25 protein-coding genes and 5 tRNA genes are annotated in these 24,919 nt (G+C 59.2%); 6 read left to right on the forward strand and 24 right to left on the reverse strand.

What is annotated here, in order from left to right; genetic code table 11:
• The 5 genes from galU to GE073_RS19805 form a co-directional block, all read right to left on the reverse strand.
• Complete coding sequence (gene galU / locus GE073_RS19785) at positions 1–915, reverse strand: UTP--glucose-1-phosphate uridylyltransferase GalU (protein WP_043111928.1); 915 nt, start codon at positions 913–915, stop codon at positions 1–3.
• A 92-nt stretch (positions 916–1,007) separates the two neighbouring features.
• A complete protein-coding gene (locus GE073_RS19790; protein WP_028600479.1) occupies positions 1,008–1,706 on the reverse strand; it encodes a CpsD/CapB family tyrosine-protein kinase in 699 nt (232 codons plus the stop codon).
• Positions 1,687–2,460, reverse strand: coding sequence for a YveK family protein (locus GE073_RS19795; protein WP_043111925.1), 774 nt, complete (start codon positions 2,458–2,460; stop codon positions 1,687–1,689). Before GE073_RS19795 ends, GE073_RS19790 begins: the two co-directional genes overlap by 20 nt.
• Positions 2,461–2,575: 115 nt before the next feature.
• Entirely contained in the window at positions 2,576–2,878 is a 303-nt protein-coding gene (locus tag GE073_RS19800; RefSeq protein WP_028600477.1) for a hypothetical protein, read from the reverse strand.
• A gap of 479 nt (positions 2,879–3,357) precedes the next feature.
• Positions 3,358–3,792, reverse strand: coding sequence for a GtrA family protein (locus tag GE073_RS19805; RefSeq protein ID WP_052333602.1), 435 nt, complete (start codon positions 3,790–3,792; stop codon positions 3,358–3,360).
• 164 nt (positions 3,793–3,956) lie between these two features.
• Between GE073_RS19805 and GE073_RS19810 the strand changes: the two genes are divergently transcribed.
• From GE073_RS19810 to GE073_RS19820, 3 genes are all read left to right on the forward strand, one after another.
• Positions 3,957–4,853: a phosphatidylinositol-specific phospholipase C/glycerophosphodiester phosphodiesterase family protein gene (locus GE073_RS19810; RefSeq protein ID WP_052333601.1), complete on the forward strand. Its 897-nt coding sequence runs from the start codon at positions 3,957–3,959 to the stop codon at positions 4,851–4,853.
• A 292-nt stretch (positions 4,854–5,145) separates the two neighbouring features.
• Positions 5,146–5,376 (forward strand): hypothetical protein, encoded by a 231-nt coding sequence (locus GE073_RS19815; protein ID WP_028600476.1) that lies wholly within the window; start codon positions 5,146–5,148, stop codon positions 5,374–5,376.
• 138 nt (positions 5,377–5,514) lie between these two features.
• Positions 5,515–6,501 (forward strand): lipoate--protein ligase, encoded by a 987-nt coding sequence (locus GE073_RS19820; protein ID WP_101808069.1) that lies wholly within the window; start codon positions 5,515–5,517, stop codon positions 6,499–6,501.
• Between the two features lie 396 nt (positions 6,502–6,897).
• On the opposite strand, the gene GE073_RS19825 is transcribed toward GE073_RS19820, so the two are convergent.
• From GE073_RS19825 to GE073_RS25565, 13 genes are all read right to left on the reverse strand, one after another.
• Positions 6,898–7,299, reverse strand: coding sequence for a DUF2500 domain-containing protein (locus tag GE073_RS19825; protein ID WP_180968393.1), 402 nt, complete (start codon positions 7,297–7,299; stop codon positions 6,898–6,900).
• A 188-nt stretch (positions 7,300–7,487) separates the two neighbouring features.
• Positions 7,488–8,516, reverse strand: a complete 1,029-nt coding sequence (locus GE073_RS19830) for an ABC transporter ATP-binding protein (protein ID WP_153784155.1) — start codon at positions 8,514–8,516, stop codon at positions 7,488–7,490.
• Positions 8,513–9,550 (reverse strand): ABC transporter ATP-binding protein, encoded by a 1,038-nt coding sequence (locus GE073_RS19835; protein WP_153784156.1) that lies wholly within the window; start codon positions 9,548–9,550, stop codon positions 8,513–8,515. The genes GE073_RS19830 and GE073_RS19835 overlap by 4 nt, the downstream gene beginning before the upstream one ends.
• A complete protein-coding gene (locus tag GE073_RS19840) occupies positions 9,517–10,488 on the reverse strand; it encodes an ABC transporter permease (RefSeq protein WP_153784157.1) in 972 nt (323 codons plus the stop codon). Before GE073_RS19840 ends, GE073_RS19835 begins: the two co-directional genes overlap by 34 nt.
• Positions 10,485–11,453, reverse strand: coding sequence for an ABC transporter permease (locus tag GE073_RS19845; protein ID WP_153784158.1), 969 nt, complete (start codon positions 11,451–11,453; stop codon positions 10,485–10,487). Before GE073_RS19845 ends, GE073_RS19840 begins: the two co-directional genes overlap by 4 nt.
• 213 nt (positions 11,454–11,666) lie before the next feature.
• On the reverse strand, positions 11,667–13,427 hold the full coding sequence (locus GE073_RS19850) for an ABC transporter substrate-binding protein (RefSeq protein ID WP_323744207.1): 1,761 nt from the start codon (positions 13,425–13,427) through the stop codon (positions 11,667–11,669).
• Positions 13,428–13,968: 541 nt separating this feature from the next.
• A complete protein-coding gene (locus GE073_RS19855) occupies positions 13,969–15,039 on the reverse strand; it encodes a M42 family metallopeptidase (protein ID WP_028600470.1) in 1,071 nt (356 codons plus the stop codon).
• Between the two features lie 81 nt (positions 15,040–15,120).
• The gene (locus GE073_RS19860) at positions 15,121–16,935 is read right to left on the reverse strand and encodes a sensor histidine kinase (protein ID WP_228551657.1); all 1,815 of its coding nucleotides are present in this window, start codon (positions 16,933–16,935) and stop codon (positions 15,121–15,123) included.
• An 8-nt stretch (positions 16,936–16,943) separates the two neighbouring features.
• Positions 16,944–17,732, reverse strand: coding sequence for a response regulator transcription factor (locus tag GE073_RS19865; protein WP_228551659.1), 789 nt, complete (start codon positions 17,730–17,732; stop codon positions 16,944–16,946).
• A 114-nt stretch (positions 17,733–17,846) separates the two neighbouring features.
• Positions 17,847–19,511 carry an extracellular solute-binding protein gene (locus GE073_RS19870; RefSeq protein WP_028600468.1) on the reverse strand — a complete coding sequence of 555 codons (1,665 nt, stop codon included), beginning with the start codon at positions 19,509–19,511 and terminating at the stop codon, positions 17,847–17,849.
• Positions 19,512–19,680: 169 nt separating this feature from the next.
• Complete coding sequence (locus GE073_RS19875) at positions 19,681–20,568, reverse strand: carbohydrate ABC transporter permease (RefSeq protein ID WP_043111943.1); 888 nt, start codon at positions 20,566–20,568, stop codon at positions 19,681–19,683.
• 51 nt (positions 20,569–20,619) lie between these two features.
• Positions 20,620–21,576 carry an ABC transporter permease gene (locus GE073_RS19880; RefSeq protein WP_028600466.1) on the reverse strand — a complete coding sequence of 319 codons (957 nt, stop codon included), beginning with the start codon at positions 21,574–21,576 and terminating at the stop codon, positions 20,620–20,622.
• A 481-nt stretch (positions 21,577–22,057) separates the two neighbouring features.
• Entirely contained in the window at positions 22,058–22,300 is a 243-nt protein-coding gene (locus tag GE073_RS25565; RefSeq protein ID WP_028600465.1) for a hypothetical protein, read from the reverse strand.
• Positions 22,301–22,526: 226 nt separating this feature from the next.
• Here GE073_RS25565 and GE073_RS25570 point away from each other — a divergent pair, with 226 nt between their 5' ends.
• Entirely contained in the window at positions 22,527–22,955 is a 429-nt protein-coding gene (locus GE073_RS25570; protein WP_228551663.1) for a DUF4183 domain-containing protein, read from the forward strand.
• A 129-nt stretch (positions 22,956–23,084) separates the two neighbouring features.
• Here GE073_RS25570 and GE073_RS19890 read toward each other — a convergent pair.
• The 6 genes from GE073_RS19890 to GE073_RS19915 form a co-directional block, all read right to left on the reverse strand.
• Positions 23,085–23,170, reverse strand: a tRNA-Leu gene (locus GE073_RS19890).
• Positions 23,171–23,199: 29 nt separating this feature from the next.
• Positions 23,200–23,275, reverse strand: a tRNA-Lys gene (locus tag GE073_RS19895).
• Positions 23,276–23,284: 9 nt separating this feature from the next.
• Positions 23,285–23,359, reverse strand: a tRNA-Glu gene (locus tag GE073_RS19900).
• A 161-nt stretch (positions 23,360–23,520) separates the two neighbouring features.
• Positions 23,521–23,611, reverse strand: a tRNA-Ser gene (locus tag GE073_RS19905).
• Positions 23,612–23,616: 5 nt separating this feature from the next.
• A tRNA-Asn gene (locus tag GE073_RS19910) sits at positions 23,617–23,692 on the reverse strand.
• Positions 23,693–23,723: 31 nt separating this feature from the next.
• Positions 23,724–24,200 carry a SprT family protein gene (locus GE073_RS19915; protein WP_028598502.1) on the reverse strand — a complete coding sequence of 159 codons (477 nt, stop codon included), beginning with the start codon at positions 24,198–24,200 and terminating at the stop codon, positions 23,724–23,726.
• A gap of 96 nt (positions 24,201–24,296) precedes the next feature.
• Between GE073_RS19915 and GE073_RS19920 the strand changes: the two genes are divergently transcribed.
• Together GE073_RS19920 and cmpA are read left to right on the forward strand one after the other, a co-directional pair.
• Positions 24,297–24,650 carry a hypothetical protein gene (locus GE073_RS19920; protein ID WP_028598503.1) on the forward strand — a complete coding sequence of 118 codons (354 nt, stop codon included), beginning with the start codon at positions 24,297–24,299 and terminating at the stop codon, positions 24,648–24,650.
• A gap of 73 nt (positions 24,651–24,723) precedes the next feature.
• Complete coding sequence (cmpA, locus tag GE073_RS19925; protein WP_101808076.1) at positions 24,724–24,870, forward strand: cortex morphogenetic protein CmpA; 147 nt, start codon at positions 24,724–24,726, stop codon at positions 24,868–24,870.
• Positions 24,871–24,919: the final 49 nt, after the last annotated feature.

The following is a 24,919-nucleotide window of genomic DNA, read 5'->3' on the forward strand; positions in this document are numbered from 1 at the left end:
CTACTCGCCCCGCGCCGCCATCAGGCCCCGGCCGAGCTCGCGCTCGAGCATCTCGCTCATCTCCGACAGCAGCGGATGGCGCAGCTCAGGGTTGCGTATCGCGAACTCCAGCGACGTCAGGATGAAGCCGAGCTTTTCCCCCACGTCATAGCGGATGCCTTCGAAGTCGTAGGCGAATACGCCCTGGCTCTCGTTGAGCCGCTGGATCGCGTCGGTCAGCTGGATTTCTCCGCCTGCGCCGACCTCCTGCCTCCCGAGAAAGTCGAAGATCTCCGGCGTCAGCACGTAGCGGCCCATGATCGCCAGGTTCGACGGCGCCTCGCCCGGAGCGGGCTTCTCGACGAAGCGGCTGACGCCGTGCAGCCGGCTCTGCGGCACTTCGATATGGCCGATCGGATCGACGATGCCGTAGCGATGCGTCTGGTCGACGCCGACCGTCTGCACGCCGATGACCGACTTGCCGGAGCGCTCGTACTGCTCGATGAGCTGCTTCGTGCACGGGATGTCCGACTGCACGATGTCGTCGCCGAGCAGCACCGCGAACGGCTCGTCGCCGATGAAGTTGCGGGCGCACCAGACGGCATGGCCGAGCCCCTTCGCTTCCTTCTGGCGGATGTAGTGGATCTCGACGTTGGAGGAGCGGCGCACCTTTTCGAGGATGTCGAGCTTGCCCTTCTCCGCCAGCGTATGCTCGAGCTCGAAGGCGATGTCGAAATGATCCTCGATCGCCCGCTTGCCCTTGCCGGTGACGACGATGATGTCCTCGATGCCGGATTCGATCGCTTCCTCCACGATGTACTGGATGGTCGGCTTGTCGACGATCGGCAGCATTTCCTTCGGCATCGCCTTCGTCGCGGGCAGGAACCTCGTTCCGAGCCCTGCGGCAGGGATAATCGCTTTCCTTACTTTTTGCATGCCCCTCATCCCTTCTTTGGATCGAATTGGTGGTTGACGCTCGGCCCGCCCTGCTCCGGTCCGGGCCGGTCTGTCCGCGGACAGCCTCGGCTTCAGCCCTGCTGCTCTTCCCCGCCGTAGTAGTAATAGTAATAGCCGCTACCGCTCGAGCGGTCCACGTTGTTGAGCACGACGCCGAGCAGCCGCGAGCCGGCCTGCTCCAGCACCGCCTTCGCCTTGCGGGCGATATCGCTCTTCACCTTGCCGGAGTCGATGACGAGCAGCACGCCGTCGCATTTGCCGGCGACGATCTGCGCGTCGGTCACCGCCATGATCGGCGGCGTATCGATGACGACCCGGTCGTAGCTGCCCTTGGCCAGCTCCAGCAGCGACGTCATCGCCTTGGAGCCGAGCATCTCCGACGGATTGGGCGGCGTCTGGCCGGCGGTCAGCACGTCGAGTCCTTCCACCGACGTCTCCTGGATGCCCTGGGCGAGGCTGCATCTTCCCTGCAGCACGGAGGTCAGTCCCGCGCGGTTCGACAGTCCGAAGATATGATGCTGCGACGGCTTGCGCATGTCCGCGTCGATGAGCAGCACCTTCTGTCCGGTCTGCGCGAACGTCACCGCCACATTGGCCGATGTCGTGCTTTTTCCTTCTCCGGCTCGGCAGGACGTGACCATGAGCAGGTCGACCGGCTCGTCGACGCCGGCATATTCGACCCCCGTCCGCAGCATTCGGTACGACTCGGAGATCGGCGATTTCGGATTGTTCTGGGCGATCAGGCTCCAGCTACGCGTCGAGCGTGACATTGCTTTTCCTCCCTACCCGGCCCGCGGCCGGCAACGGTTTCTTGTCCCGATGCGTGCCGGCTGGCGGCAGCGCCTCGCTGTCCTTGAATTTCGGAATGACCGTCAGCACCGGAAGCCCGAGCACCTCCGCGACATCCTCCTCGGTCTTGATCGTATCGTCCAGATACTCCAGCAGAAACGCCAGGCCCAGCGCCGCGAGCAGCGAGAGCGCCAGCGCCATCGCGATGTTGAGCTTCGCGTTCGGGGCGACCGGGGCGGCCACCGCCTGCGGATCCGCCTGATTGAGGATCGAGACGTTGTCGACCTGCAGCAGCTTCGGAATCTCGTTGGAGAACACGACGGAGACGGCGTTCACGATCCGCGCCGCGCTCTCATAGCTGCCGTCCCTGGCCGTGACCGACATGACCTGCGTGTCGTTGACCGAGCTGACGGTCACCTTGCCGGCGAGCTCGCCGGCCGTCTGATGCAGCTGAGGATATTCCTCGGCGACGATTTGCATGATGCGCGGCGTCTTGATGATTTCCTTGTAGGTTTTGATGAGCTGGATATTGCTGTTGATGAGATTCAGATCCAGACTGGACATCAGCCCTCCGCCATCCTTTACCTGGCCGACGAGCAGCTTGGCCGAGGCTTCGTACTGCGGCTTCGCATACCAGTAAGAGTAGGTCGCCGCGAGCGAGCCGCTGATGACGACGATGGCCGCGATCATCCAGAGGCGCTTGCGGATAATGAACAGGTAGTGGTTGAGTTCCAAGATGTCCCCTCCAAATGAGAATTCTAAACGAGTTATTAAATAGTTTTAATTATTCGAAACGAGAACTTTCAAGGAAAAAAAATAGCATCCATCGGATCCTTCTCCTTTGTCTGCTCTATCTTCGCTTATCGTCCGCTTTCTGAAGGAACGCCTCGACGCTGCCTCCGCGCAGCACATGCTCCACCAGCTGCTCGACGCAATCGGCGATGCCGCGTTCCCGCAACAGTCCGGTCAGCAGCCCGGCCGCATCCGCAGGCGAGCCCGCGCCGGCCGAAGCGAGCGCACGGTCCGCCCGGACGGAGGCTCTCGGTCCGTTCGCCCCCAGCGTCTCGTCCAGCGCCAGGCGATCGAAAAAAGCGCGCAGCCTCTCCCGCTTCGCAGTCAGCGATCCCTCTTCCGCCTGCTTTTGAAGCGCCATATCGGTTCCTCCCCGAATCATCAGACTTCGCATGGATCAGACAACAGCCGTCAGAAACCGCTTCGCTTTACGGACAAGCATCCGACAGGGGATAGCTTGTTCGTAACGATTATGACACAGATAGTAGCAACTGGTTGAGGGAAGAAAGGCATGTTTCGGATTAGTCTTTCCTGTTCATTTTCATGCCCGGTTTTCACGCCTCCTCTCCTACTTCCGGCTGGAAGCCCCGCATGAATATTCAGATTTGTTTCCGCTTCCACTGCCATGTATGCGCTCCCTTTCCTATTCCTAGAAAAGGCTCGCTTCGCCAGCGCCAATGACTTCGGACTCATGATCCGGTCAACGTGAAAAAGACCGAAAATCTCGCTCGCAGAGCGGCTTTTTCGGTCTTTGACGGTGACGGATCAGCTGACATGGCCTTGCCGGGCCGGCGGCAGGACAAGGACTTGCGAATCAGCTTCCCCGTCGATTTTCCCGGATCAGCTCTTTCCCGGCTCCGATTCGACAAGGCTCGCGACTTTGGTCGCCTCGTCCGCTGGCCCCGATTCTCGAAATACCCACAGCCGATTCAGGATGAATCCGATTCCAGTAGCGGCAATGATCGAAATCGCTTTGCCGATCAGCGCATTCCAGCCAAGCCATTCCTCGCAAAGCACTAAAATGGAGGTCGATAATCCGAACATTAGGCCGTTTACGGCAAGGAATTTAAGCATTTCGGCTTTTGGGGCCCGGCCTCTGCGACCAAAGGTCCAGCTGCGGTTCACCACATAACTGTTGATTGTCCCGCATGCGAAGCTTGCCGTCTGGGCGATCAGGTAATTGACGCCGAGCAGCGCATGCAGCAAAGCGAATACGCCGTAATCGACCAGCGTGTTCATGACGCCGGTCAGCCCGTATTTGACTAGAGTTCCCATCGTTCTTTCCTTCCCGACTCCGAGTGACGTTCCGCCTTTAACCGTAAGCCAACGCAAGGGCTTGCGTCAAGCGCCTTCCGAATGCTGGAAAAATATCGAAAATCAAGGCTTCGGATTATATAATAGATAGGATTGCATTCCGAGAGAGCGAGGAAAGAGAAATCATGTTCGAACGATTAAAGCGGGCTGCGATTGGAATCGCGCTCGCCGCAGCCGCTCTGCCCCTGCTGTCCGGCAGCCGGCCCGCCCTGCTGGATTGGCGGGAGCCGCCGCCGGCCTGGACGAGCCAGTCCTTGGTCGCTCATGCGATGGGGTCGGTGGATCAGCTGTTCTTTACAAATTCGCGCGAAGCCTTCGAGCAGAATTATGCACGCGGCTATCGCGTTTTCGAGGTCGATCTGCAGCTGACGACAGACGGCTTTTTGCTCAGCCGCCACGATTGGGGCAACTATTTGTACGACCGGTTCAAGCAGGTCATCCCCCGCGAGCAGATGGACCGCCCGGCTCCGCTGGAGCCCCTGCTCTCCTTGCCGATCTACGGCCGATACCACGCGATGAGCTTCGAGCAGATCGTCGAGCTGCTGCAAAACCATCCCGATCTATGGATCGTCACCGATACGAAAGGAACGAGCGAGGAAGAAGTGCGGCAGCAGTTCGAGGCGATGATGCGCGCCGCAAGCGGCAAGGAGGGCGTGCTGGAGCGCGTCATTCCGCAGCTTTACAGCCGGGACATGCTTCGCTGGGTGGAAAGCATCCATGCTTTTCCTTCCTATATATATACGTTGTACCAATCGCAGGACAGCGAGCGTCAGGTGCTCGACTTCGTCCTCGCGGAACCGAAGGTGGACGCTATCACGATGGCGCAGGACCGCGCCCTGAAGTCCGCTCCGTTCATCGCCAAGCTCGCTTCCATGCGCGTGCCGGTCTATGCGCATACCGTCAACGACGAGACGATCATCCGCGATCTGGCGGCGATCGGCGTGCATGGCATTTACAGCGATTCGATGACGTACGGGCGCCTGGAGCAGTCCCGAATCCAGCTGCCCAAAAGAAATTCCTGATCCCTTGCCTACGCAAGCAGGAATGACGGATTCGATCCAGAAAACCTTGTAGGGAAGAAATTTGTATCAGAGGTTGCAACTGTTGTCAAGTTTGATTATACTTACTTTATGAAAGAGACGAATTGCATGCTATTTATGCTTGCAAACGTCCATGTCAATGCCTTTGTAACCATTTCATAACGCTTTTTTAAGAATCTCTTAATCTTGCTTGGTTACAATAAGAACAACCAAGAACGACGAGGAAAGACCGATAAAAGCAGGACCAACTCGAAAAGAATTGGAGTGAAAAGCGATGAGAACGCTCATTTCCTTTCAAAACAAAAAAATTCCCGTTTATGTAACGGAACAAAACAATAAAAAAGCGCTGGATAAACTGGGCGAGGTCATGAACCGCAAGCTGTTTACCGGCAAGAATTCGCTGAAGAACAGCCTCCGTTCGCTGATCAGCGTGGAAATTACCGGCAGCGAAGCGACGCTTCATACGTACAACGAAAAGGATACGCTGACGATCTCGCTTTATTGATCGGATGGCTCCGGCCTGCCCCGCTCCGCATGACGTGGAGCGGGGCTTTTTCTGCTGCTGCCCGAATTGGGAATCGTTAACCCGATATGGTACATTGTTCTCATCGCAAGCATCCTATCCAATGGAGGAGAAGCCGCCATGCTGTTCGTCTCGAATCGGGACATGCACGATCCGTCCCTCAACCTCGCCTTGGAGGAATACATCCTGCGCCATCTTCCCGCCGACAACGACTACCTCCTGTTCTACATCAACGAGCCGTCCATCATCATCGGCAAAAACCAGAACACGCTCGAGGAAATCAACGAGGAGTACGTCAAGGAGCAGGGCATCCATGTCGTGCGCCGTCTTTCCGGCGGAGGCGCCGTCTACCACGATCACGGCAATCTCAACTACAGCTTCATCACCAAGGACGACGGCGAGTCGTTCCGCAACTACCGCAAGTTCACCGCTCCGGTCATCGAGGCGCTGCGCTCGATGGGCGTCGAGGCCGAGCTGAGCGGACGCAACGACATCCAGGTCGGCGAGCGCAAAATATCCGGCAACGCGCAGTTCGCAACGCGCGGCCGCATGTATACGCATGGCACGCTACTGTTCCAATCCGACATTTCCCATGTCGCCTCCGCGCTCAAGGTCAATCCGGAGAAGTTCAAGTCCAAGTCGACCAAATCGGTCCGCAGCCGCGTCGCCAACATCTCCGAGTTTTTGCAGGAGCCGATGTCGGTCGAGCAATTCCGCTCCCGCCTGCTCTCGGCGCTGTACGAGGGCCGTACGCCGGAGACGTACGAGCTCTCCGCAGCCGACTGGGAAGGCGTCCGCAAGCTCGCGGACGAGCGGTATCGCAGCTGGGACTGGAATTACGGCCGCTCGCCGGCGTTCAACATGCGGCAAGTCAAGCGCCTGTCCGCCGGCACGTACGACGTCCGGCTCAACGTAGCCTCGGGCCGCATCGAGCAAGCCTCGATCTACGGCGACTTTTTCGGCATCGCCGAGGTCGCCGAGCTGGAGGAGCTGCTGTCCGGCATCCGCTATGAGCCCGAAGCGGTACGCGAAGCGCTCGCCGGCGTCGATCTCGTCCCTTATCTTGGCCCGGTCGAGCTGGACGAATTCCTGCAGCTGCTGTTCTGACAGAAGCTTGTCCATACGCTTTCAAGCTCCCGCCTCGGCAGGCGGGAGCTTTTTCGGCGCGGCTATGACAGCGAGCCCGCTTCAAAGACCGTCGAGACGGCCGCAGCGATCCGCGCGGAAGCTCCCATGTCGATTGATCTTCAATACGTTGACCGTCACGCCGCTCTCCTCCGCCATTTCGCTCCCCCCCAAGCATGCGCCCTCCTCCTTTCCTTGCCTTGCTGTACACCCTCCTCTTGCAGGAGAGTCAACTCCGGATTCGCTTGAAAAAGGAAACCACGCCAAAATGCCGGATTTCCTCAAGAGGAAATCCGGCTCTATCCGGTGCGGGCGCCGTGCTCGGCCTCCGGGTCAAGACGATATTCGGCGGAATCGCCGCGCAAGCTCCGCTTGCCTTCAGCCGAACTGAATGACGCGGTTGTTGTCGCGTTCGAAGCCCTGGAAGCGGCTGCCGCGAAACGACAGCTTGCCGATATCGCCTTCGGCCAGCTGGCCGTAATCGCGTCCGCTGATCGCGAATTCCATCCGGTCTCCGCTTTCCACCTCGAACGTCGCGTAATAATCGGTCTTCGTCTGCTGCGGCTGCCCTTCCTCGTACGGCTGCTGGCTTCGCACGCGCGAGCGCTTGCTGACGACCGCCGCCTTGACCGAGAGCAGCGGCTGCGCGCTGTTGCGGCTCCAGCTGGCGTACGAGCGGATCAGCCCCGCTCCGATGATGACCGCGATGACCGCGATCAGAATCGTCAAGCTCGTTCCCGCCGTCGTAAAGATCGAATCGATGCCCGAATCGGTTCCCACTCGCGTTCCCTCCCCGATGACTGACCTTAGGCTCCTTAGTCCCATTTTATGTCGGAGCGGGACGCTTATTCGAAGGGATTGGCCGGACTCGTCCTCATCCGAACTCTTTCCGAGCCGCTGTCGTCAAAAAAGCCGTTCCTCCAAGCCGGCCAGGCCGGTTTGGAGGAACAGCTTGTCGATTCGATGGATCAGCCGAGAGTTCTCGCGGCCAGCCGCTCCAGCGCGCCGTCCTCGACGAGCGGGAAGTGGCAGGCGACCTGACGGCCCGGCAGCACTTCGGCGAGCAGCGGCTCCTCCGCCTTGCAGCGATCCTGCGCCATCGGGCAGCGTGGATGGAAGCGGCAGCCGCTCGGGGGATTGGCCGGAGAAGGCACGTCGCCCTTAAGGATGATGCGCTCGCGCTTGAGCGCCGGATTCGGACGCGGAATCGAGGAAAGCAGCGCCGCCGTATACGGATGCAGCGGCTTGTTGTACAGCTCCTCCGTCGGTCCGACCTCCGCCAGCTTGCCCAAATACATGACGCCGACCCGGTCGGAAATGTGGCGGACGACGTTCAGGCCGTGGGCGATGAACAGGAACGTCAGGCCCAGCTCCTTTTGCAGTCGGGCCAGCAGATTGAGCACTTGGGACTGGACCGAAACGTCCAGGGCGCTCACCGCCTCGTCCGCGACGATGAACTTCGGATTGAGCGCGATTGAGCGCGCGATGCCGACGCGCTGGCGCTGGCCGCCCGAAAACTCATGCGGATAGCGATTGCGGCGGGAGGCGTCAAGACCGACCAGCTCCATCAGCTCGACGACGCGGGCGTCGATCTGCGCGGCCGTCATGTTCGTATGCACCTTGAGCGGCTCGCCGATGATGTCGCTGACGAGGAAGCGCGGGTTCAAGGAGCCGAACGGATCCTGGAAGATGATCTGCAGATCCTGGCGAAGGTCGCGCAGCTTCGAGCTGCCGAGGGCGTGGATGTTCTGGCCGTTGTAGATGACTTCGCCGTCTGTCGCGCTCTGCAGGCGCAGGATGACGCGGCCGAGCGTCGATTTGCCGCAGCCGGACTCGCCGACGAGGCCGAACGTCTCTCCCTTCTTGATTTCCAGGGAAATATCGTCGACCGCCTTTACTTGGCCGACGACGCGGCTGAGCAGCCCTTTTTTGATCGGGAAGTATTTCTTGATGTGCTTGATCTCAATGAGCGTCTCGTTCGACAGCTGCTTGCTCATACCCTTACCTCCCCGTGCTCGATCGCCGCTCTCGCCGGCGAAACCTTCGACTCGGCGGCATGCTCCTCGAACAGCCAGCAAGCGGCCTTATGGTCCTGTCCGATCTGGAAGAAGCCCGGCTCCTGCTTGCGGCAGATGTCCATCGCATGCTCGCAGCGAGGATGGAAGCGGCAGCCGGTCGGCAGCTGGTTGATGCGCGGAATCGTGCCTTTGATCGTGTACAGCTCGTTGCCGTCATTCGCCTCGAAGCCGGGAATCGACTTCAGCAGGCCCACGGTATAAGGATGGCTCGGCTTGGCGAAGATCTCCTCGACCGAGCCCTCCTCCATGATGCCGCCGGCGTACATGACGACGATGCGGTCGGCGACTTCCGCCGCGACGCCCATGTCATGCGTGATGAGGATGATCGCCATGCCGGTTTCTTTTTGCAGATTCTGGAGCAGATCCAGGATCTGCGCCTGCACCGTCACGTCGAGCGCGGTCGTCGGCTCATCGGCGATGAGCAGCTGCGGCCGGCACGCCAGGGCGATGGCGATGACGACACGCTGGCACATGCCGCCGGACAGCTCATGCGGGTACTGCTTGGCGCGGACCTCCGGAGACGGGATGCCGACCTGGCGCAGCAGCTCCACCGCTTCCTTCATCGCATCCTTGTCGGATTTGTTCTGATGGAGGCGCAGGCTCTCGGCGATCTGGTCGCCGACCGTGAATACCGGATTGAGCGCGCTCATCGGATCCTGGAAGATCATCGCGATCTGGTTGCCGCGGATATGGCGCATTTCCTCCTGATCCTTCGCTGGCAGCGAAGCTCCGTTGAACGTGATGTCGCCTTCGAGGATCGCTCCTCCTGCGTAATCGATCAAGCGCATGATGGCGAGGGAAGTGACGCTTTTGCCGCTTCCGCTCTCGCCGACGATGCACAGCGTCTTTCCCTCTTCCACGTTGAAGGAGATGCGGTCGGTCGCTTTCACGATCTCCTTGTTCACGAGGAAGCCGGCACTCATTTCGTTGACTTCGAGAATTTTGCGCGCCATTGGTCCAGCCTCCTTGGAGAAAGTTGTGCTTTTTGACGAGGGTCCATCGCGTCGCGGATGCCGTCGCCGATGAAGTTTACAGCCAGAACGACGATAAAGATGCACATGCCCGGGTAGACGCCTTGCATCGGATCAAGCAGCATGAACTCCTGCGCGTTGCTCAGCATCATGCCCCAGCTCGTGTCTGGCGGCTGGATGCCGAGTCCGAGATATGACAGCGCGGATTCCGCCAAGATCGCGCCGCCGACCATAAGCGTCGCATTGACGATGATCGGGAAGCTCGAGTTGCGCAGCAGATGGCGGAAAATGATGCCCCAGCTGCTGACGCCGATCGACTTGGCAGCCTCGACGTACTGCATCTCGCGCAGCTGCAGGAAGTTGCCGCGGACGAGCCGCGCCACGCCCATCCAGCTCGTGAACGACAGGATCATGATCATCAGCATGAAGTTCGTGCCAAAGATGGCGCCGATCAGGATGTTCAGGAACAGTGTCGGAACCGAGTACATGACGTCGACGATGCGCATCAGGATGATATCAATCCAGCCGCCGAAGTAGCCGGAGATGGCGCCGATAATGGAGCCGATGATGACGGCGACGGCTGCGACGGCGAAGCCGATCGTCAGCGAGATGCGTCCGCTGAAGATGATCCGCGAGAAAATGTCGCGGCCCAGCTCGTCCGTGCCGAGGACATGGTCGCCGGTGAACGGGCGCAAGTTGGCGTTCAGCAGATTTTGGCGGGCTGGATCATACGGAGCGATCCAGGGAGCGGCGACGGCTGCTACGATGAACAGAAGCATGACGACCAGGCCGCCCATGGCGAACGGGTTGCGCCTGAATTTGCTCCAGGCGAGACGCCAAGGACCGATCGGCTTTTCCGAGAGCGGAGCGGCGTTGACGGGAGCTTCCACGTTGGATGCTGGCTGCAGATGTGCACTCATGCCGCTTTCCCTCCTTTGGATAGCTGCACGCGCGGATCGGCGGCCGCGTACAGGATGTCTGCAATCAGGTTGCCGATGACGACGAATACGGCGCCGAGCAGCGTGATCGCCATCAGGACGGAGTATTCACGCGCAACGGCCATTTGGACGAACAGCTGGCCCATGCCCGGCCAGTTGAATACCGCCTCCGCCACCGCGGCGCCGCCAACCAGCATCGGCAAATCGAGGCCGACAAGCGTGATGAGCGGAATGAGCGCGTTGCGCAGCGCGTGCCGGAAGATGACTTTATTCTCCTTGACGCCCTTGGCACGGGCGGTGCGGATGTAGTCCTGCTGCAGCACCTCCAGCATGCTGGAGCGGGAATACTTGAGGTAGCCGGCCAGCGAGACAATCGTGAGCACCGAGACCGGCAGCACCATATGCATCAGCAGATCGGGAATGTTGCCTTCTTTGCCGATCGTATACATGTCCGATAGCGGAAGCAAGTCCAGCTTGATGGAGACATAGCTCTGCAAGATGATTCCGAACCAGAACGTCGGCATCGCGAAGCCGACATAGGAGATGAAGGAAGCGCTCTGGTCAGACAGTCCATATTCTTTCGTACTATTATAAATGCCCCACGGGATGGCGATCAGCAGCGTCATGATCCAGGTCGCTCCCATCAGGATGACCGAATTTTTGACCGTCGGCCACAGAATGTCCCCGACCGGGATATTGTTCTTGAACGTAGAGCCGAGATCGCCGGTCAGAATGTTGCCGAGCCAGCGGAAATATTGCTCCGGCAGCGAATCGTTGAGGCCGAGCTGCTCCGCTCGGATCTGGCCTGCTTCCGGCGACAGGCCGGGGGAGAGGAAGATCTGAGTGGGACCGCCTGGAGCGGCATGGATCAGACCGAACGTGAAGATGGAGATCAGAAAGAGCACGACGACAGACTGCAGCGTCCGCCGGATCATATACTCGCCCATAAGTGGATCCTCCTTGTGTGCTGGATGCTTGAGTTGCGGATGAGCGGCTTTGCGCCGGGCAGAACCGGACAGCAGGCGTTCGGGACCGGTTATGCTCAGGGCAAAACCGTCTTCCCATCGCGAGGGAAGGCTGGGTTCCAAGTGGAGAAAGGATAAAGGAGGAAGGACAATGCCCTTCCCCCTTTATCGGTTGAATCTCAGGCTAACAGGGTCTTATTTCTTTTCTTCCAGCGACCATTTGTTGATGCCGAAGTATTCGCCGTAAGCGAGCGCTGGCACCGGCTTAGCGTCGCCAAAGACGACACGTTTGTTGTAGACCGACGGAGTACCGTATTGATACAGGAAGACATAAGGCAGGTTCGTGGAGATTTGCTGAGCGACCTGCTTGTAGATCTCTTTGCGCTTCTCTTGATCCGTCGTGGAGTAGCCGTCAACCCACAGCTTGTCCAGCGTCTCGTTTTTGTACCAGCCGGAGTTTTGGCCGTTCGGCGGGAAGTACTTGGACGAGAAGACCGATTCGCTGTCCGGATCCGGGCTGTTGAGCGACCAGGCTTGCAGCGCGGCCTGGTATTTGCCCGGCGTGATGTTCTGCTCGATCCAGGACGAGAAGTCGATGCCCTTGGTCGTTACGCCGATGCCGATATCAGCCAGGTTCTGCTGGATGACGGCGGATACCGCTTCGCGGCGGCTGTTGCCGGAGTTGTACTGCAGCTCGAACTTGAACTCAAAGCCGTCCTTGTCGACCGTGCCGTCGTTGTTGCTGTCTTTCCAGCCGTCTTCGGCCAGCAGCTGCTTCGCTTTTTCGACATTGTAGTCATAATTGACCGCGTCGCTGCCCGGATCCGCCCATGTGCCTGGCAGGAATGGAGCGTTGAGCGCCTTGCCGGTGCCTTTGAGGATGTTTTCAAGCACGCCTTGGCGGTTGATCGCATAAGCGATCGCTTGACGCGTCTTTTCGCCCGTGAACGGAGACTCCTTGCCGCCCCAGTTCATCTTGTTGAAGTTGAAGCTCATGTACTCGTACAGCGGACCTGGCTCCAGCTCGACGGTAAGGTTCTCTTTCGCCTTGACGGCTTCGACTTGGGTAACCGGAATGCCGCCGACCATGTCGACATCGCCTTTGATGGCCGCTTGCACCGTCGTGTTTTGGTCCGCATAGATTTTGTAGATGATCTTGTCGATGTTGACGTCGTTGACGTCCTTCGCCCAGTAGTTGGCGTCCTTTTCGAACGACAGGTATTGCTTCTGGTTCCATTCCGTCCATTTCCAAGGTCCGTTCGTGACGGTCTTGGCCGGATCGGTGCCGTAAGGATTGCTTTGCAGCTCGGCTGCCGGCACGTCCTTCAGGATATGAGAAGGAACGACGTTGGTTACGAGCGCGTTCAGGAATGGAGCGTAAACGGTCTTCATCGTAATTTTGGCCGTTTGCGGATCGATGACTTCAACCTTGTCCACTTTGTCGAAGGTGCTGATGCCAGGGGCAGCCGCGGCCGGATCCTTGATCGTGTTGAACGTGAACGCGATGTCGTCCGCCGTCACCGGCTGGCCGTCGCTCCACTTGGCGTTCGCCTTCAGCTTCAGCGTGTACGTCAGGCTGTCTGCCGAAATTTCCGGAAGAGCTTCGAGCAGGGACCAAGGCTCGGCGACGACGTTGCCGCCCGCATCGTAGTCGAGCAGGTTGGAGAACATGAAGTACGCGGCATCGCCGGAAGAGGTATCTGCGATGTAAATCGGGTTCGCGTTGACGATGTCGGAGAACGTACCGATCGTCAGCGTGCCGCCCTTGACCGGGCCGGAAGGCTCAGCCGACGGAGCCGGGGACGCCGCTCCCTCGTTCGCGGTGTTCGTCGCCGGTGTATTTGTGTTTCCGGCGGTGTTCGTGCCGTTGTCATTGTTGCCGCAGCCTGCGGCGATGACCCCCATAACGGACAAGCTGGCAATCATGGCTTTCCACTTAAACGATGAAGCTGCCACTCCACATTCCTCCTTGGCTCTAGCCAAAACTGTGTTTTTCCGGTCTCATTGTAGCACCTTTTTTAACGTTAGAATATAGATATGTCTGAAAATAATTAAAATTTTATTGATCGCATAAATATGCATAGAATCTTTTTTCATCGGGCAGCGCTTTCAGTTAGACCGTTGTTAGGTTTAGAGGCCATTATCAATGAAGTGAGAATGTGAGATAAGTATTCGATTTTCGGGATATTCAAACAAAATGTCAGGAAATCTGACGCTTTTATTTCGATTTGAAACGAATGCTGGACACAGTACAAATTGAAGCAAAAAGCCATTATTTTTCGTATAATTTTGTTGTTTTTTAATGCAACGCTTTAACGCAATATAAAAGCAATACGTTAACTTGATGTTGTAATTATCCCTCCATAATTGCCACCATATCCCATTAAGGTGAAGTCCGTCCCTCGCCGGGCTTCTCCTTTTAGGACAAAAAGCGGACCCGTTCCATGAAAAAAGACCCCTCCTCAGGGGTCTTTCGCGCTAGCCCGACGCCTCTCCCTTACCGGGACAGAATCGTCTCGAACGTGCTTCGGTCGAGCTTGCGGACCAGCCGGAACAGCAGCTGCTTGGCCGCGTCGTAGTCGTCGACATGCATGATGGCGGCGGCGGTATGGATATAGCGGGCCGGCAAGCCTATGACCGCGGACGGAACGCCGATGCCCGACAGATGCACCTGTCCGGCATCCGTGCCGCCCTGCGAGAAGTAGTACTGGTACCGGATGCCCTCCGTCTCCGCCGTATCCCGGATGAGCTCGACCAAGCCGCGGTGGGTGATCATGCCCGGATCCTGGACGCGCAGCAGCGCGCCTTTGCCAAGCTGGCCCATCGCGGTCCGGTCGCCGGTGGAGTCGGCCGCCGGACTCGCGTCGAGCGCCAGGAACAGGTCCGGCTGCACGAGATTGGCCGCGGTCCGCGCTCCGCGCAGGCCGACCTCCTCCTGAACGGTAGCGCCCGTATAGATCACATTGGGATGCTCGGCGCCCTTGAGCTCCTGAGCCAGCTCCAGCGCCAGGCCGACGCCGTAGCGGTTGTCCCAGGCCTTCGCCATGATCTTCTTCGGATTGGCCATCGGCGTGAATGGACATACCGGCACGATCGCCTGGCCGGGACGGATGCCCATGGACATCGCGTCCTCGCGGTTGTCCGCGCCGACATCGAGGTACATCGACTTGATGTCGACGACCTTGCTGCGCGCGGCATCGTCGAGCAGATGCGGCGGCGTCGAGCCGATGACGCCGATGACCGGCCCGTCGTCCGTGACGACCTCCATGCGCTGCGCCAGCATCGTCTGGGCGTTCCAGCCGCCTAGCGTCACGAACTTCAGCATGCCGCTCTCGGTGATCGCCGTCACCATCAGGCCGACCTCGTCCATATGGCCGGCCACCATGATGCGCGGCCCCTGCTCGTCGCCGCGAAAGACGCCGAAGACGCTTCCGAGGCGGTCGTGGACAAGCTCGTCCGTATGCCGCTTGAGCTCAGCCTCCACGAACCGGCGCAGCTCCAGCTCCTGTCCCGGCACGGCCCTCATCTCGGTAATCGTGCGGAACAGCTCCATCGTTTCCTGATTCATCCTGCTTGACCTCCTGCTACCCGAATGATTCCAGTATAGCGCATGCCAGGATGGATGCCAAAACCGTTCGAGCGGGTCCGCTCAGCCGCCCGCCTGTCCCTCAAGCAGCTCGTCCACCGAGGCGGACGCCCCTTCCATGCCTCGGCGCGCCGGGATGCGGATGCGGACGAGAGTGCCGCCGCAAGCCGGATCGCTCTCGATGCGAACGCCGTAAGGAGCTCCATAATACAGCTGGATGCGCTCGTGGACGTTGCGGATGCCGTAGCCGCGCCGCACGGGCTGGCGGTCGGAGAACAGCTCCTCCACCCGCTCCCGAGGCATGCCGATCCCGTCGTCGCGGACCCAGAATTCGAGACATAAGCCGCTATCCTCGCGGAGCAGCTTGGCGCCGATCGCCAGCTCGATCCGGTCGCCCTTCCACGCATGCTCCAGCGCGTTCTCGACGAACGGCTGCAGCAGCAGCTTCGTCATCATGAAGCGGTTCACCTCCGCGTCCCACTCATACGTCACGCTTACCCGGTCGCCGTACTTGACCTGCTGAATGGCCAGGTACGCCTGGATTTGCTCAAGCTCGTTGCCCGCGGGGATGATCGTCTTGCCTTCGTTGAGCGACATGCGGTAGAACTTCGCCAGGTTCATGATCATCCGATGCTGCTTCTCCACCTCGCCGAACTTGGCCAGCCGGCTGATCGAGGACAGCGTATTATAGAGAAAATGCGGATTGATCTGGGCCTGCAGCGACTCGAGCTCCGCCTCCTTCTTGCGCAGGTTGGTCAGATAGACCTCCTGGATCAAATTGTCGGTCCGCGCCCCGAGCGCATTGAGCGAGTCCGCGATCTGCGCGAACTCGTCCTGGCCGCGGTAGCGGATGCGCTTGCTGTAGCTGCCTTGGCTGAACGCTTGCAGAATATGGATGATCTTGTTGATCCGCTTCATGAACGCTCGCGTCACAGTCAGCGCGACCGCAGCGATGACGATCGCGCTCAGCACGCAGACAAGCATCGTAATCCAGGTGATTTTTCGGGAGCCCGATTCCAGCACGTCGATCGGGATCGCCGCCACGAGATTGTAGCCCAGATCCGGCAGATGATCCTGAATGATCAGATGACGATCCACCGGCATGCCCTTCCAGTTGGCTGGAGCTTCTTCTCGCGGCCCAGAGGCGAACATGATCTGCTTGTCCATCGCCTCGATCTGCAAGGCGCTGCCGCGGATCAGCTTGCTCGCATCCACGCTTTCGAACAGATCGCTCAGAAAGACGCTGATGCGAATCATGCCGACATCCCGCAAGCCGGTCGCCTGGCTCGTATCGACGAGCCGTCGAAGCAGCGAGATACGGCCATGCTCGGCGTCGTCGCCGACCTGCATCCAGACGAGCGTGGAGCCGTACTTCTCCTCCGGGAACATGCGATACCAGGATTCGTTCTCGATGCGGCTCAGATGCAGCATCTCGAAAAAGCGGTTCTTGACCGCGACGATATCCGTCCCCGGATCGGCGGTATAATACACCTCCGAGATCGATTCGTTCTTCAAATAGACGCTGAGCCGCATTTTGCGGTTCGTCGAGTCGAGCGTCGCCCAAAACTTGGGCATCAGCACTTTTTTGGTCGCTTCATAGCTGACCCAGCCGGCTTCCGCATGACGGATCGACCGGGCGAGCGTCGTGTCGTAATACAGCGCGTCGCTCAGCCGCTTCGTATCTCCGACCTTGTACTGAATGTTGTCCTCCATCTGCCGCAGCGTGCCGCGCAGGCTGCTCTCCGTCTGGGAGCGAACCGATTCCGACAGGACCATGTTGGCGACATAGCCGAGAATCGCCAGCGGCACGATCGTCAGCAGCATATAGGATGCGAAGAGCTTGATGCCGAACGGGATGTAGTTCTTTTTCCGATCCATAGCGCCGCTCATCCCATTCTTCGATATTCGTTGGGCGTGACCCCGAACGTTTCCTTGAACTGGCGGCTGAAATACGGCATGTACCGATAGCCGACCTTGTCGGCAATCTCGTAGATGCGCAGCCTCGTCTCGCGCAGCAGCTCCCCGGCCTTGCGCATGCGCCGATCGATGAGATGCTCGCTGAAGTTCACTCCGGTCTCTTCCTTGAACAGCGCGCCGAGATAATTGGGCGAAAAGGAAAATTCGTCCGCCAGTAGCTTCAGCGTCAGATTCTCATGCAGATGCTTCTCGATGAACGCCGTCATCTCGATGATGAGCTTGGCGTTTTTGGAGCTTCCCTTGCCGGGCGCTCCGGAAGGACGAGCCTCTTCCTTGACGTCGTGCGCCGCCGCAGAAGCGGCTGGCAGCGCCTCCTTCTCCCCGTCGAGCTGCTGCACGAGTCTCAGCAGCGCCGCTTCGAGCTCCGAGTCGTCCATCGGCTTGAGCACATACCCCCAGGCGCGGAGCTGCAGCGCCTGCTTCACATAATGGAAATCCTGGTAGCCGCTCACGAAGACGACCCGCAGGGAGGCATATAAAGAAAGCGCCTTCTCCGCCAGCTCCAGCCCATTCATTCTCGGCATATGGACATCGGTCACCAAGATGTCGATCCGCTCCCGCTCCAGAATCGCATAAGCGTCATAACCGTTGTGCACGGCGCCTACGACCTCCAGCCCGAGCTGCTCCCACGGAATGAATGCGAGCATCCCCTTCAAGTCCAGCTCCTCGTCGTCGACGAGAAGAACCTTATACTTCACGGAGCCCCCTCCTTCGCGTTTCGGTCCTGTTCTATGAAAGAAAACCGCCGTCCCGGCCGGGACGGCGGACTTTCCTCTAGTATAGCGCGAGCGGATCCCGAATACAGTCGCTTCTTAGTTGCCCGCCATTTTCGTTTTGTTTTCTTGCCATTTTTGCGTCTTGAAGTCAAGCAGCTGCTGATAACCGATCGCCATGGCGTCCTTGTCGGCTTTATCGAGGATCGACAGCACTTCTTCGTCGCTCTTCGCATACAGCGCCTTGGCGCGAGCCTCATCCCAGATCTCTTCTACGCTCGTCTGGATGATGCCCTCCTCGGAGTCGGCCGCAGGCGCGAGGTTGATGAACTCCGTCGCGTCCTTCTGCGTCGGCCACGTAATCGTGCTTTGGTACTTCGACTCCCAAGTCTGCTCGGCTGCCGGCAGCGTCGACTCGAATTTCATCTTGGACTTGTCGATGAAGACGGAATTGCCGACCCATTGCAGGTTGACGGTAGCGTCCATCGTTTTGGTGCGGCCTTCTACGTCGCTCAGGTAAGCTTCCGTGAACTTAGGAGCGCCGTCCGCTTCGTCATAGCCGTCCCAGTATTTGCCCTCTGGTCCCCAGATCAGCGTACGGGTACCTTCCGGACCGGTCAGCCAGTCGAGGAACGCGAAGATCTTTTCCGGATCCTTGGCGGATTTCGTGATGACGCTGACGTTCCAGCCGAGGCGCGTGAACGTGCCCGGGAAGATCTTGTTCTTGTCGAGACCTTCTTTGTGGATCGGCCAGACCATGAAGTAGCCGTCGTTCGGGTCCTTCTTCTTCAGTTCGGCATCGCCAACGGACCCATACTCCGTCGGGCTTGCGCCGGCGAAGACGGCCGCTCCTCCCGTGTAGGCCTTTTCCTTGACCTGATCCTTCGTCTGGGTCATGGAATCCGCGCTCATCAGCTTCTCACGGAACAGCTTGGAGGCATACAGCATCGACTCGCGGAAGACGTCGTCCTTGAAGATCGATGTCAGCTTGTCGCCGCTGATCGCCGCCCGGTTGGAGATGGAGGCGAGGTTCGCATCTTCTTTGAAGGCGCTGTACAGAACGTCAAGCCCTTGGCCGTCGACCGCCAGGTCCGGGTTGAACGGCGTCACGTTCGGGAATTTCTCCTTGACGGCTTTCAGATAGTTGTAGAAGTCGTCCGTCGTCTCCAGCTTCGGCGAGCCGAGCGCCTCGTAGTATTTTTTGTTGACGACGTAGCCGGCGTTGCCGATCGGCTGCGACGTGTACCAGTTCGGGAACTGATAGATTTTGCCGTCGCTCGAGCGGAGCATGTTGATCGCTTCTTCGCCGACCCATTTTTTGAAGTTCGGATATTTGTCGAGGTAGTCGTCGAACGGTACGAGCATGTCGGCCGCGCGCAGCTTCTCGACATCCGCGCCGCGGTCCATCCAGATGACGTCGGGGAGCGTGCCGGAGGCGATCATCGTGTTGAGCTTCTGGGCCGCATTGCCGCCCGACTGGACCGCTGTCACGTTGACCTTCATGTTGTCCTTGATCCACTTGGATGACTCGTCGGCGCCCCATGTCGGCATCGTGTACCAATCATAATGGCCGTACATGCTGTACTCGAGCGGCTCGCTCCCGACCGTCCAGGCCGCGCCGGCCTCAGGCGCGGCGGAGGCTGCCGGAGAGGCGCTCGGCGTGCCTGCATTTTCGGCTGCGCCGCTGTTGCCCGCACCGTTGTTGCCGTTATTTCCGCCCGAACAGCCGGCCAGCGCAGTCGCTGCCGCCAATGCCAGAGCCATGCCTTTGAACGCGTTTTTGTTCCATTTGCCCAACTCGTTCATCCCCTTTTCTCAGCTCTAATGATAGAAGGATTGCTATGTTTGAACGCGCGGCCACCCGCTCGGCGGACTGCCGCGCCTAAAAACCAAGAGTACTTGCTTGCGGCCGAAGTGGGCTGAAGTCTCCGAATCAGCCCTTGACGGAGCCGACCAGAACGCCCTTGACGAAGTAGCGCTGTACGAACGGATAGACCATGATGATCGGCAGCGTCGCCACCATCATCGTCGCCATCGAGAGCGACTTGCTCGTGATGCTCTTCATGGCCGACAGGCGGGCCTGCGCCGCCGAATCGAGCTGCTGCATTTGCTCGGTCATGATGTTGGAGTTGAGGATCTGCTGCAGCTTCGTTTGGATCGGAATCAGGTTCTCGTTGTTGATGTAGATGCTTGGCATGAACCAGTCGTTCCAATGGGCGACCGCCGTGAACAGCGACAGCGTCGCGATGACGGGTCCCGAGAGCGGCAGCACGATCCGGAAGAAAGTGCCCCAATAGCCGCAGCCGTCGATCTTCGCCGACTCGTCCAGACCGGCCGGGAGACCGAGGAAGAAGGTGCGGAAGACGATCATGTTCCAAACGCTGATGAGCGACGGGATGATGAACACCCAGAAGGAGTCGAACAGGCCGAGCTCGCGAATCAGCAGGAAGGATGGGATCAGTCCGCCGCTGAAGTACATGGTGATCAGGCAAGCGACCATGTAGAACTTGCGGCCCATCAGCTCGCTTCGGGTCATGCCGTAGGCGAAGATCGCCGTGCACAGAATCGCGGAGGCGGTGCCGATGATCGTACGCAACACGGAGACGCCGAAAGCGTGGATGATGCGCTTGTCCTGGAAGACGATTTCGTAGTTTTCCAAGGTGAAGGACCGCGGCCAGACGGTGACTCCGCCGAGCGCAGTGTCCATGCCTTTGTTCAAGGAGACGACGAGCGCGTTCCAGAACGGATAGAAGGTCGATAGGGCCAGCAAGGCCAGAAAGAGATAGACGAAGGCGGTCAACACGCGGTCGCCGCTGCTCATCCTGATTTTCAACGCAGCTTCCTCCTTAAAGGGCCTGATTCTTGGTGTCGATTACCAGAGGCTGTTGCCGGAACGTCTCGCGAACAGATTGGCCAGCGTCAGCAGCCCTACGCTGATGATCGCCTTGAACAGGCCGACGGCAGTCGCATAGGAGAACCGCTGGGACTCGATGCCCATCCGGTACACGTACGTATCCAAGACATCGGACACATTGCGCAGAATCGGGTCCTTGCCGAGCAGGAGAATATCCTCGAAGCCTGCGCTGAGCAGGTTGCCGACCGCCAGGATGAAGAAGATGACGACAACCGGCATGATCGACGGGAGCGTGACCAGGAAGATCTGCTTGAAGCGGCTGGCCCCGTCCATCGAGGCGGCTTCGTACAGGCTTGGATCGACACCGGCGATGGCGGCCAGGTAGACGATGGAGCCGAAGCCGATTTCTTTCCAGACGCCCGTCGTGACGAGGATCGTCCAGAAGTATTCCGGCATGCTCAGCCAGCTGAGCGGCTCGTCGATCAGGTTGAGCGATTGCAGGAGCATATTGAGGCTGCCGTTCTCCGTGGACAGGATGGAGATGGCGAGGCCGGATACGATGACCCAGGAAAGGAAATGCGGCAGGTAGCTGACCGTCTGCACGATTCGCTTGAAGAAGCGGTTGCGCACCTCGTTGAGGAGCAGCGCGAGCAGGATCGGGGCCGGGAAGCCGACGGCGAGCTTAAGCCCGCTGATGACAAGCGTGTTGCGCATGACGCGCGTGAAGTTCGGATCGTTGAAGAAGCGCTCGAAATGCTTCCAACCGACGAATGGGCTGCCTGTGATGCCCTTGAAGATGTTGTAGTCCTGAAAGGCTGTGATAACGCCGTACATCGGGATGTAGCTGAAGACGAAAATGAGCAGCAGCGCGGGAATGACCATCAGCTGCAGGTCCCATTGTCCGAAGAAGCGGGTCAGGACCGTTTTCTTTTTCGGCCGTTGCGCCGGGTTCAATTCCGTTTGTAGTTGAGCCATGTTGATTGTTCCTCCCCCCGCTTCTAATTGTAGGATGGGCGTGATAGCGCTTCTACTGGCCCATTCAACGAAAAATGATAGAAATCAAAGAAATGTGAGTTTCCATCACATATTTGATTGGGATGATCGCAATTTGTGAACCCTTACAAAAAATGTATGCGTTATCCAACCATTTTGATTTCGCTTACACCTGACATCGCCTTTCGTCAGACCGGCCAAAAGGTCAACATACCTCACATGCCGGTCTCCCATTCCAATGGAGTCCGCTTCGAAAACGCCCAAAGCGGAGGCAGCGCCGTTTCGATCCGGCTCCGCGCCTCATATACTTTTGGCAAAGGCGGAGAGCAGATATGACGAAACGACGAAAAAGCGAGCCCTTGCTGCGAGCCCCGCGATCGGCGCCGTGCAGCAGGCTGAAGAAGCGCCGCAGAGGCGGAAGCGAGGCGCTGCGCAAAACTAGAGGCCGGCTCCTTCGAACGGATCAGCCCGGACGCAGAGCCTGCCGCTGCCGAGAGGCCGGGAAAAGGCGGAGCGAGCCGCGAGCCGTCAGGCGCAAGCCGAGCCGGTCCCGGGCGGTCGCACGGCGTACGATCGTAGCCGAGCGCTTCGGGTTCCTGGCCCGCTCGGACGGCGTCAGCCGGCGATACGGGCCAGGAGCGGGCGGCATCGGCGACATCCCCGCTCCGAGCGCGGTCACCTGGCAGCAGCTGTACATCAACGGCATGCCGCAGCCGCCGCGCGCCTATTCGGTCGAGCCGGGCCGCCTCACGCTGCTCGTCCGCGACCTGCCGTCGCCCGGAACGCCGATCCAGCTGGAGAGCTGCCGGCTCTCGCTGGCCGCAGCGCGCCGCAGAGCTTCCCGATCCGCTCGCAACGGGCCCGAATCTATCACTTTCCCCTGGCGGGATTCATATCTTATAGAATCAACTCGGAAAGGAGAGGATCCTCTCATGCCTCCCTCCCTGATCAAGCCGTACCTCGTCGTGACGAGCACAGTGAGCGGCACCGTGGATACGACGACCGTCACGGCTGTCGACGATGCCGTAACCCGCTTCAACACGGCGGTGACCGCCCCGATGATCGACGCCGGAGCCGGCACGGTGACCATTCCGGCCGAAAGCTTCTTCGACGATGCAGGAGACCCTGTGCCGACGGGCAGCCTTCCCGTCGTCTCTGCCGGCGGTTATGTCAATGTGTATGTCATCGGCATGCTGCAGCAAGGAGCGCTCACGACGACGTCGCCGACGACGGTCGTGATCGCATCCGCCGACATCGTCCCCGGCACTCCGGTCATTCTGGAATTCCATTCCTACGACGGCACGACCTCCACCAGCACGTCGGTGCCTTCGCTCATCGTCAATTCGACGATCACGAGCTGAAGCCGGTCCGCGCTGCGCGCCCAGACAAGCCGAAGAGGCCCTCGTTTCCTTTAGGAGACGGGGGCCTCTTTCCGCGTATTGCGGGAAAACAAAAAACCCTTACGAAGTAAGGGTTGGATTGACGAAGTATGGTGCGGTAGAGAGGACTCGAACCTCCACGGGCGTACGCCCACTACCCCCTCAAGATAGCGTGTCTGCCATTCCACCACTACCGCACGTTAGGTAAAACGAGGGGAAACAAAACTGGTGAGCCATGAAGGACTCGAACCTTCGACACCCTGATTAAAAGTCAGGTGCTCTACCAACTGAGCTAATGGCTCTAAAAAAGATGGTGACCCGTAGGGGATTCGAACCCCTGTTACCTCCGTGAAAGGGAGGTGTCTTAACCCCTTGACCAACGGGCCGCGATGGCTTGTCCGGAACCCAGTTCCTCGAAGCAACATGAATGATCTTATCACAAGCCGCAGGATAACGCAAGCTTTTTTTATAAAACCATTTTAGCGCTCCACTGCCGAAAAACAACAAAGAAAAAAGACCGCTGCCGGTCCTTCCTGGATGAAACAGATGGCGGAGAGAGAGGGATTCGAACCCTCGCACCACTTACGCAGTCTAACCCCTTAGCAGAGGGTCCCCTTGAGCCACTTGGGTATCTCTCCATGAATGGCTCCCCGAACAGGACTCGAACCTGTGACAACTCGATTAACAGTCGAGTGCTCTACCAACTGAGCTATCAGGGAACGTTTACAAAACAAGCCTGACCATAATTTATCATGGCCTTCCGGCTGTGTCAAGCGCGTAAAGGGATAGCCGGCCCCGGCATCGTCCGCAGACATAGCGGGCCGGGTCGACCTTGCGCTTGCGGAGATATTCCATGCGGCAGGCTCCGCAGACGAGCTTGTACCGATAGGGCAGCGTTTTACGGGCTTTGTCCGGCAGCGGCTTGCAGTAGCGGGACCCGCCGGAGCGCTCCAGCCAGGCCTTGAACTCGGGATCGCGATGACGATAGCCGCGTCCGAGCAGATGCAGATGGTAGTGGCACAGCTCATGCTTGATGATCTTCTCCGTCTCCTCCGCCCCGTAAGCCTCGAGCTGCCTCGCGCTGATCTCGATATGATGCGACTTCATGAAGTAGCGTCCCCCGGTAGAGGACAGCCTCCGGTTGAAGGCGGCCCGGTGGCGGAACGGAAGTCCGAACGTCTCCAGCGAGACGCGCTCCACCCATGCCTGCAGCTCCCGATCGTCCATGCCCGTCCCCTCCTTCCCCTTGAATTGTAAAGGGATCCTGGGCTACACTGTCAAGTAGACGAATGATCGACCGCGAGAGGAGCCCGATGTTTCGCCATGCCTACGATGAAGTATGTTCTGTTCCAGCTTGGAGGCCAGCTCTCCCTGGTGGAAATGCCCGATACGCACGCCTATCAGCTGTCCGCGCTCAATCTGCGGCTGCACAAGGAGCTCGATAAGCTGACGGCAGCCGAGGTGCCGCCGCTCGCACGCTGCATCGCCGAGTTCTCCCCCTCCGAGCTGCATGAGCGCGGCTTGCCGACGCAGAGCGGGCTCGAGCATCTGGAGCAGCTCGAGCGCTCCTTCAAGGAAATTCCGGAGAAGTCCTACCCGCTCATCTCGCTGCTGACCGAGATCCGCGCGCTGCTCGCGCAGCTGGAGCAATGGTACGAGGAAGAGTACGAAGACTGATTGGACCTGCACCTGTTCGCCTCTTCCCCCATATGCTGTGTAGATCACGAACGGCAGAAGGAGGACGATGCGGATGCCGCAATGGCTGAGCAGCCAACTGATGCGCGCCTTCCAGAAGAAGGATCTCCGGCAGGTGCGCCTGCTGAACGATTGCTGGTTCTATTATCGGACGAAGCAGGCCGCCAAGCCGGACGAGGAAGCGGTCCGCCAGGACGGCTGACGCGCCGGCCCGGACGCGGTTCGCCGCCTGCAAGCAAGCCAAAGGCCTC

Source organism: Paenibacillus sp. B01 (assembly GCF_009649995.1).
Classification (GTDB): domain Bacteria; phylum Bacillota; class Bacilli; order Paenibacillales; family Paenibacillaceae; genus Paenibacillus_O; species Paenibacillus_O pasadenensis.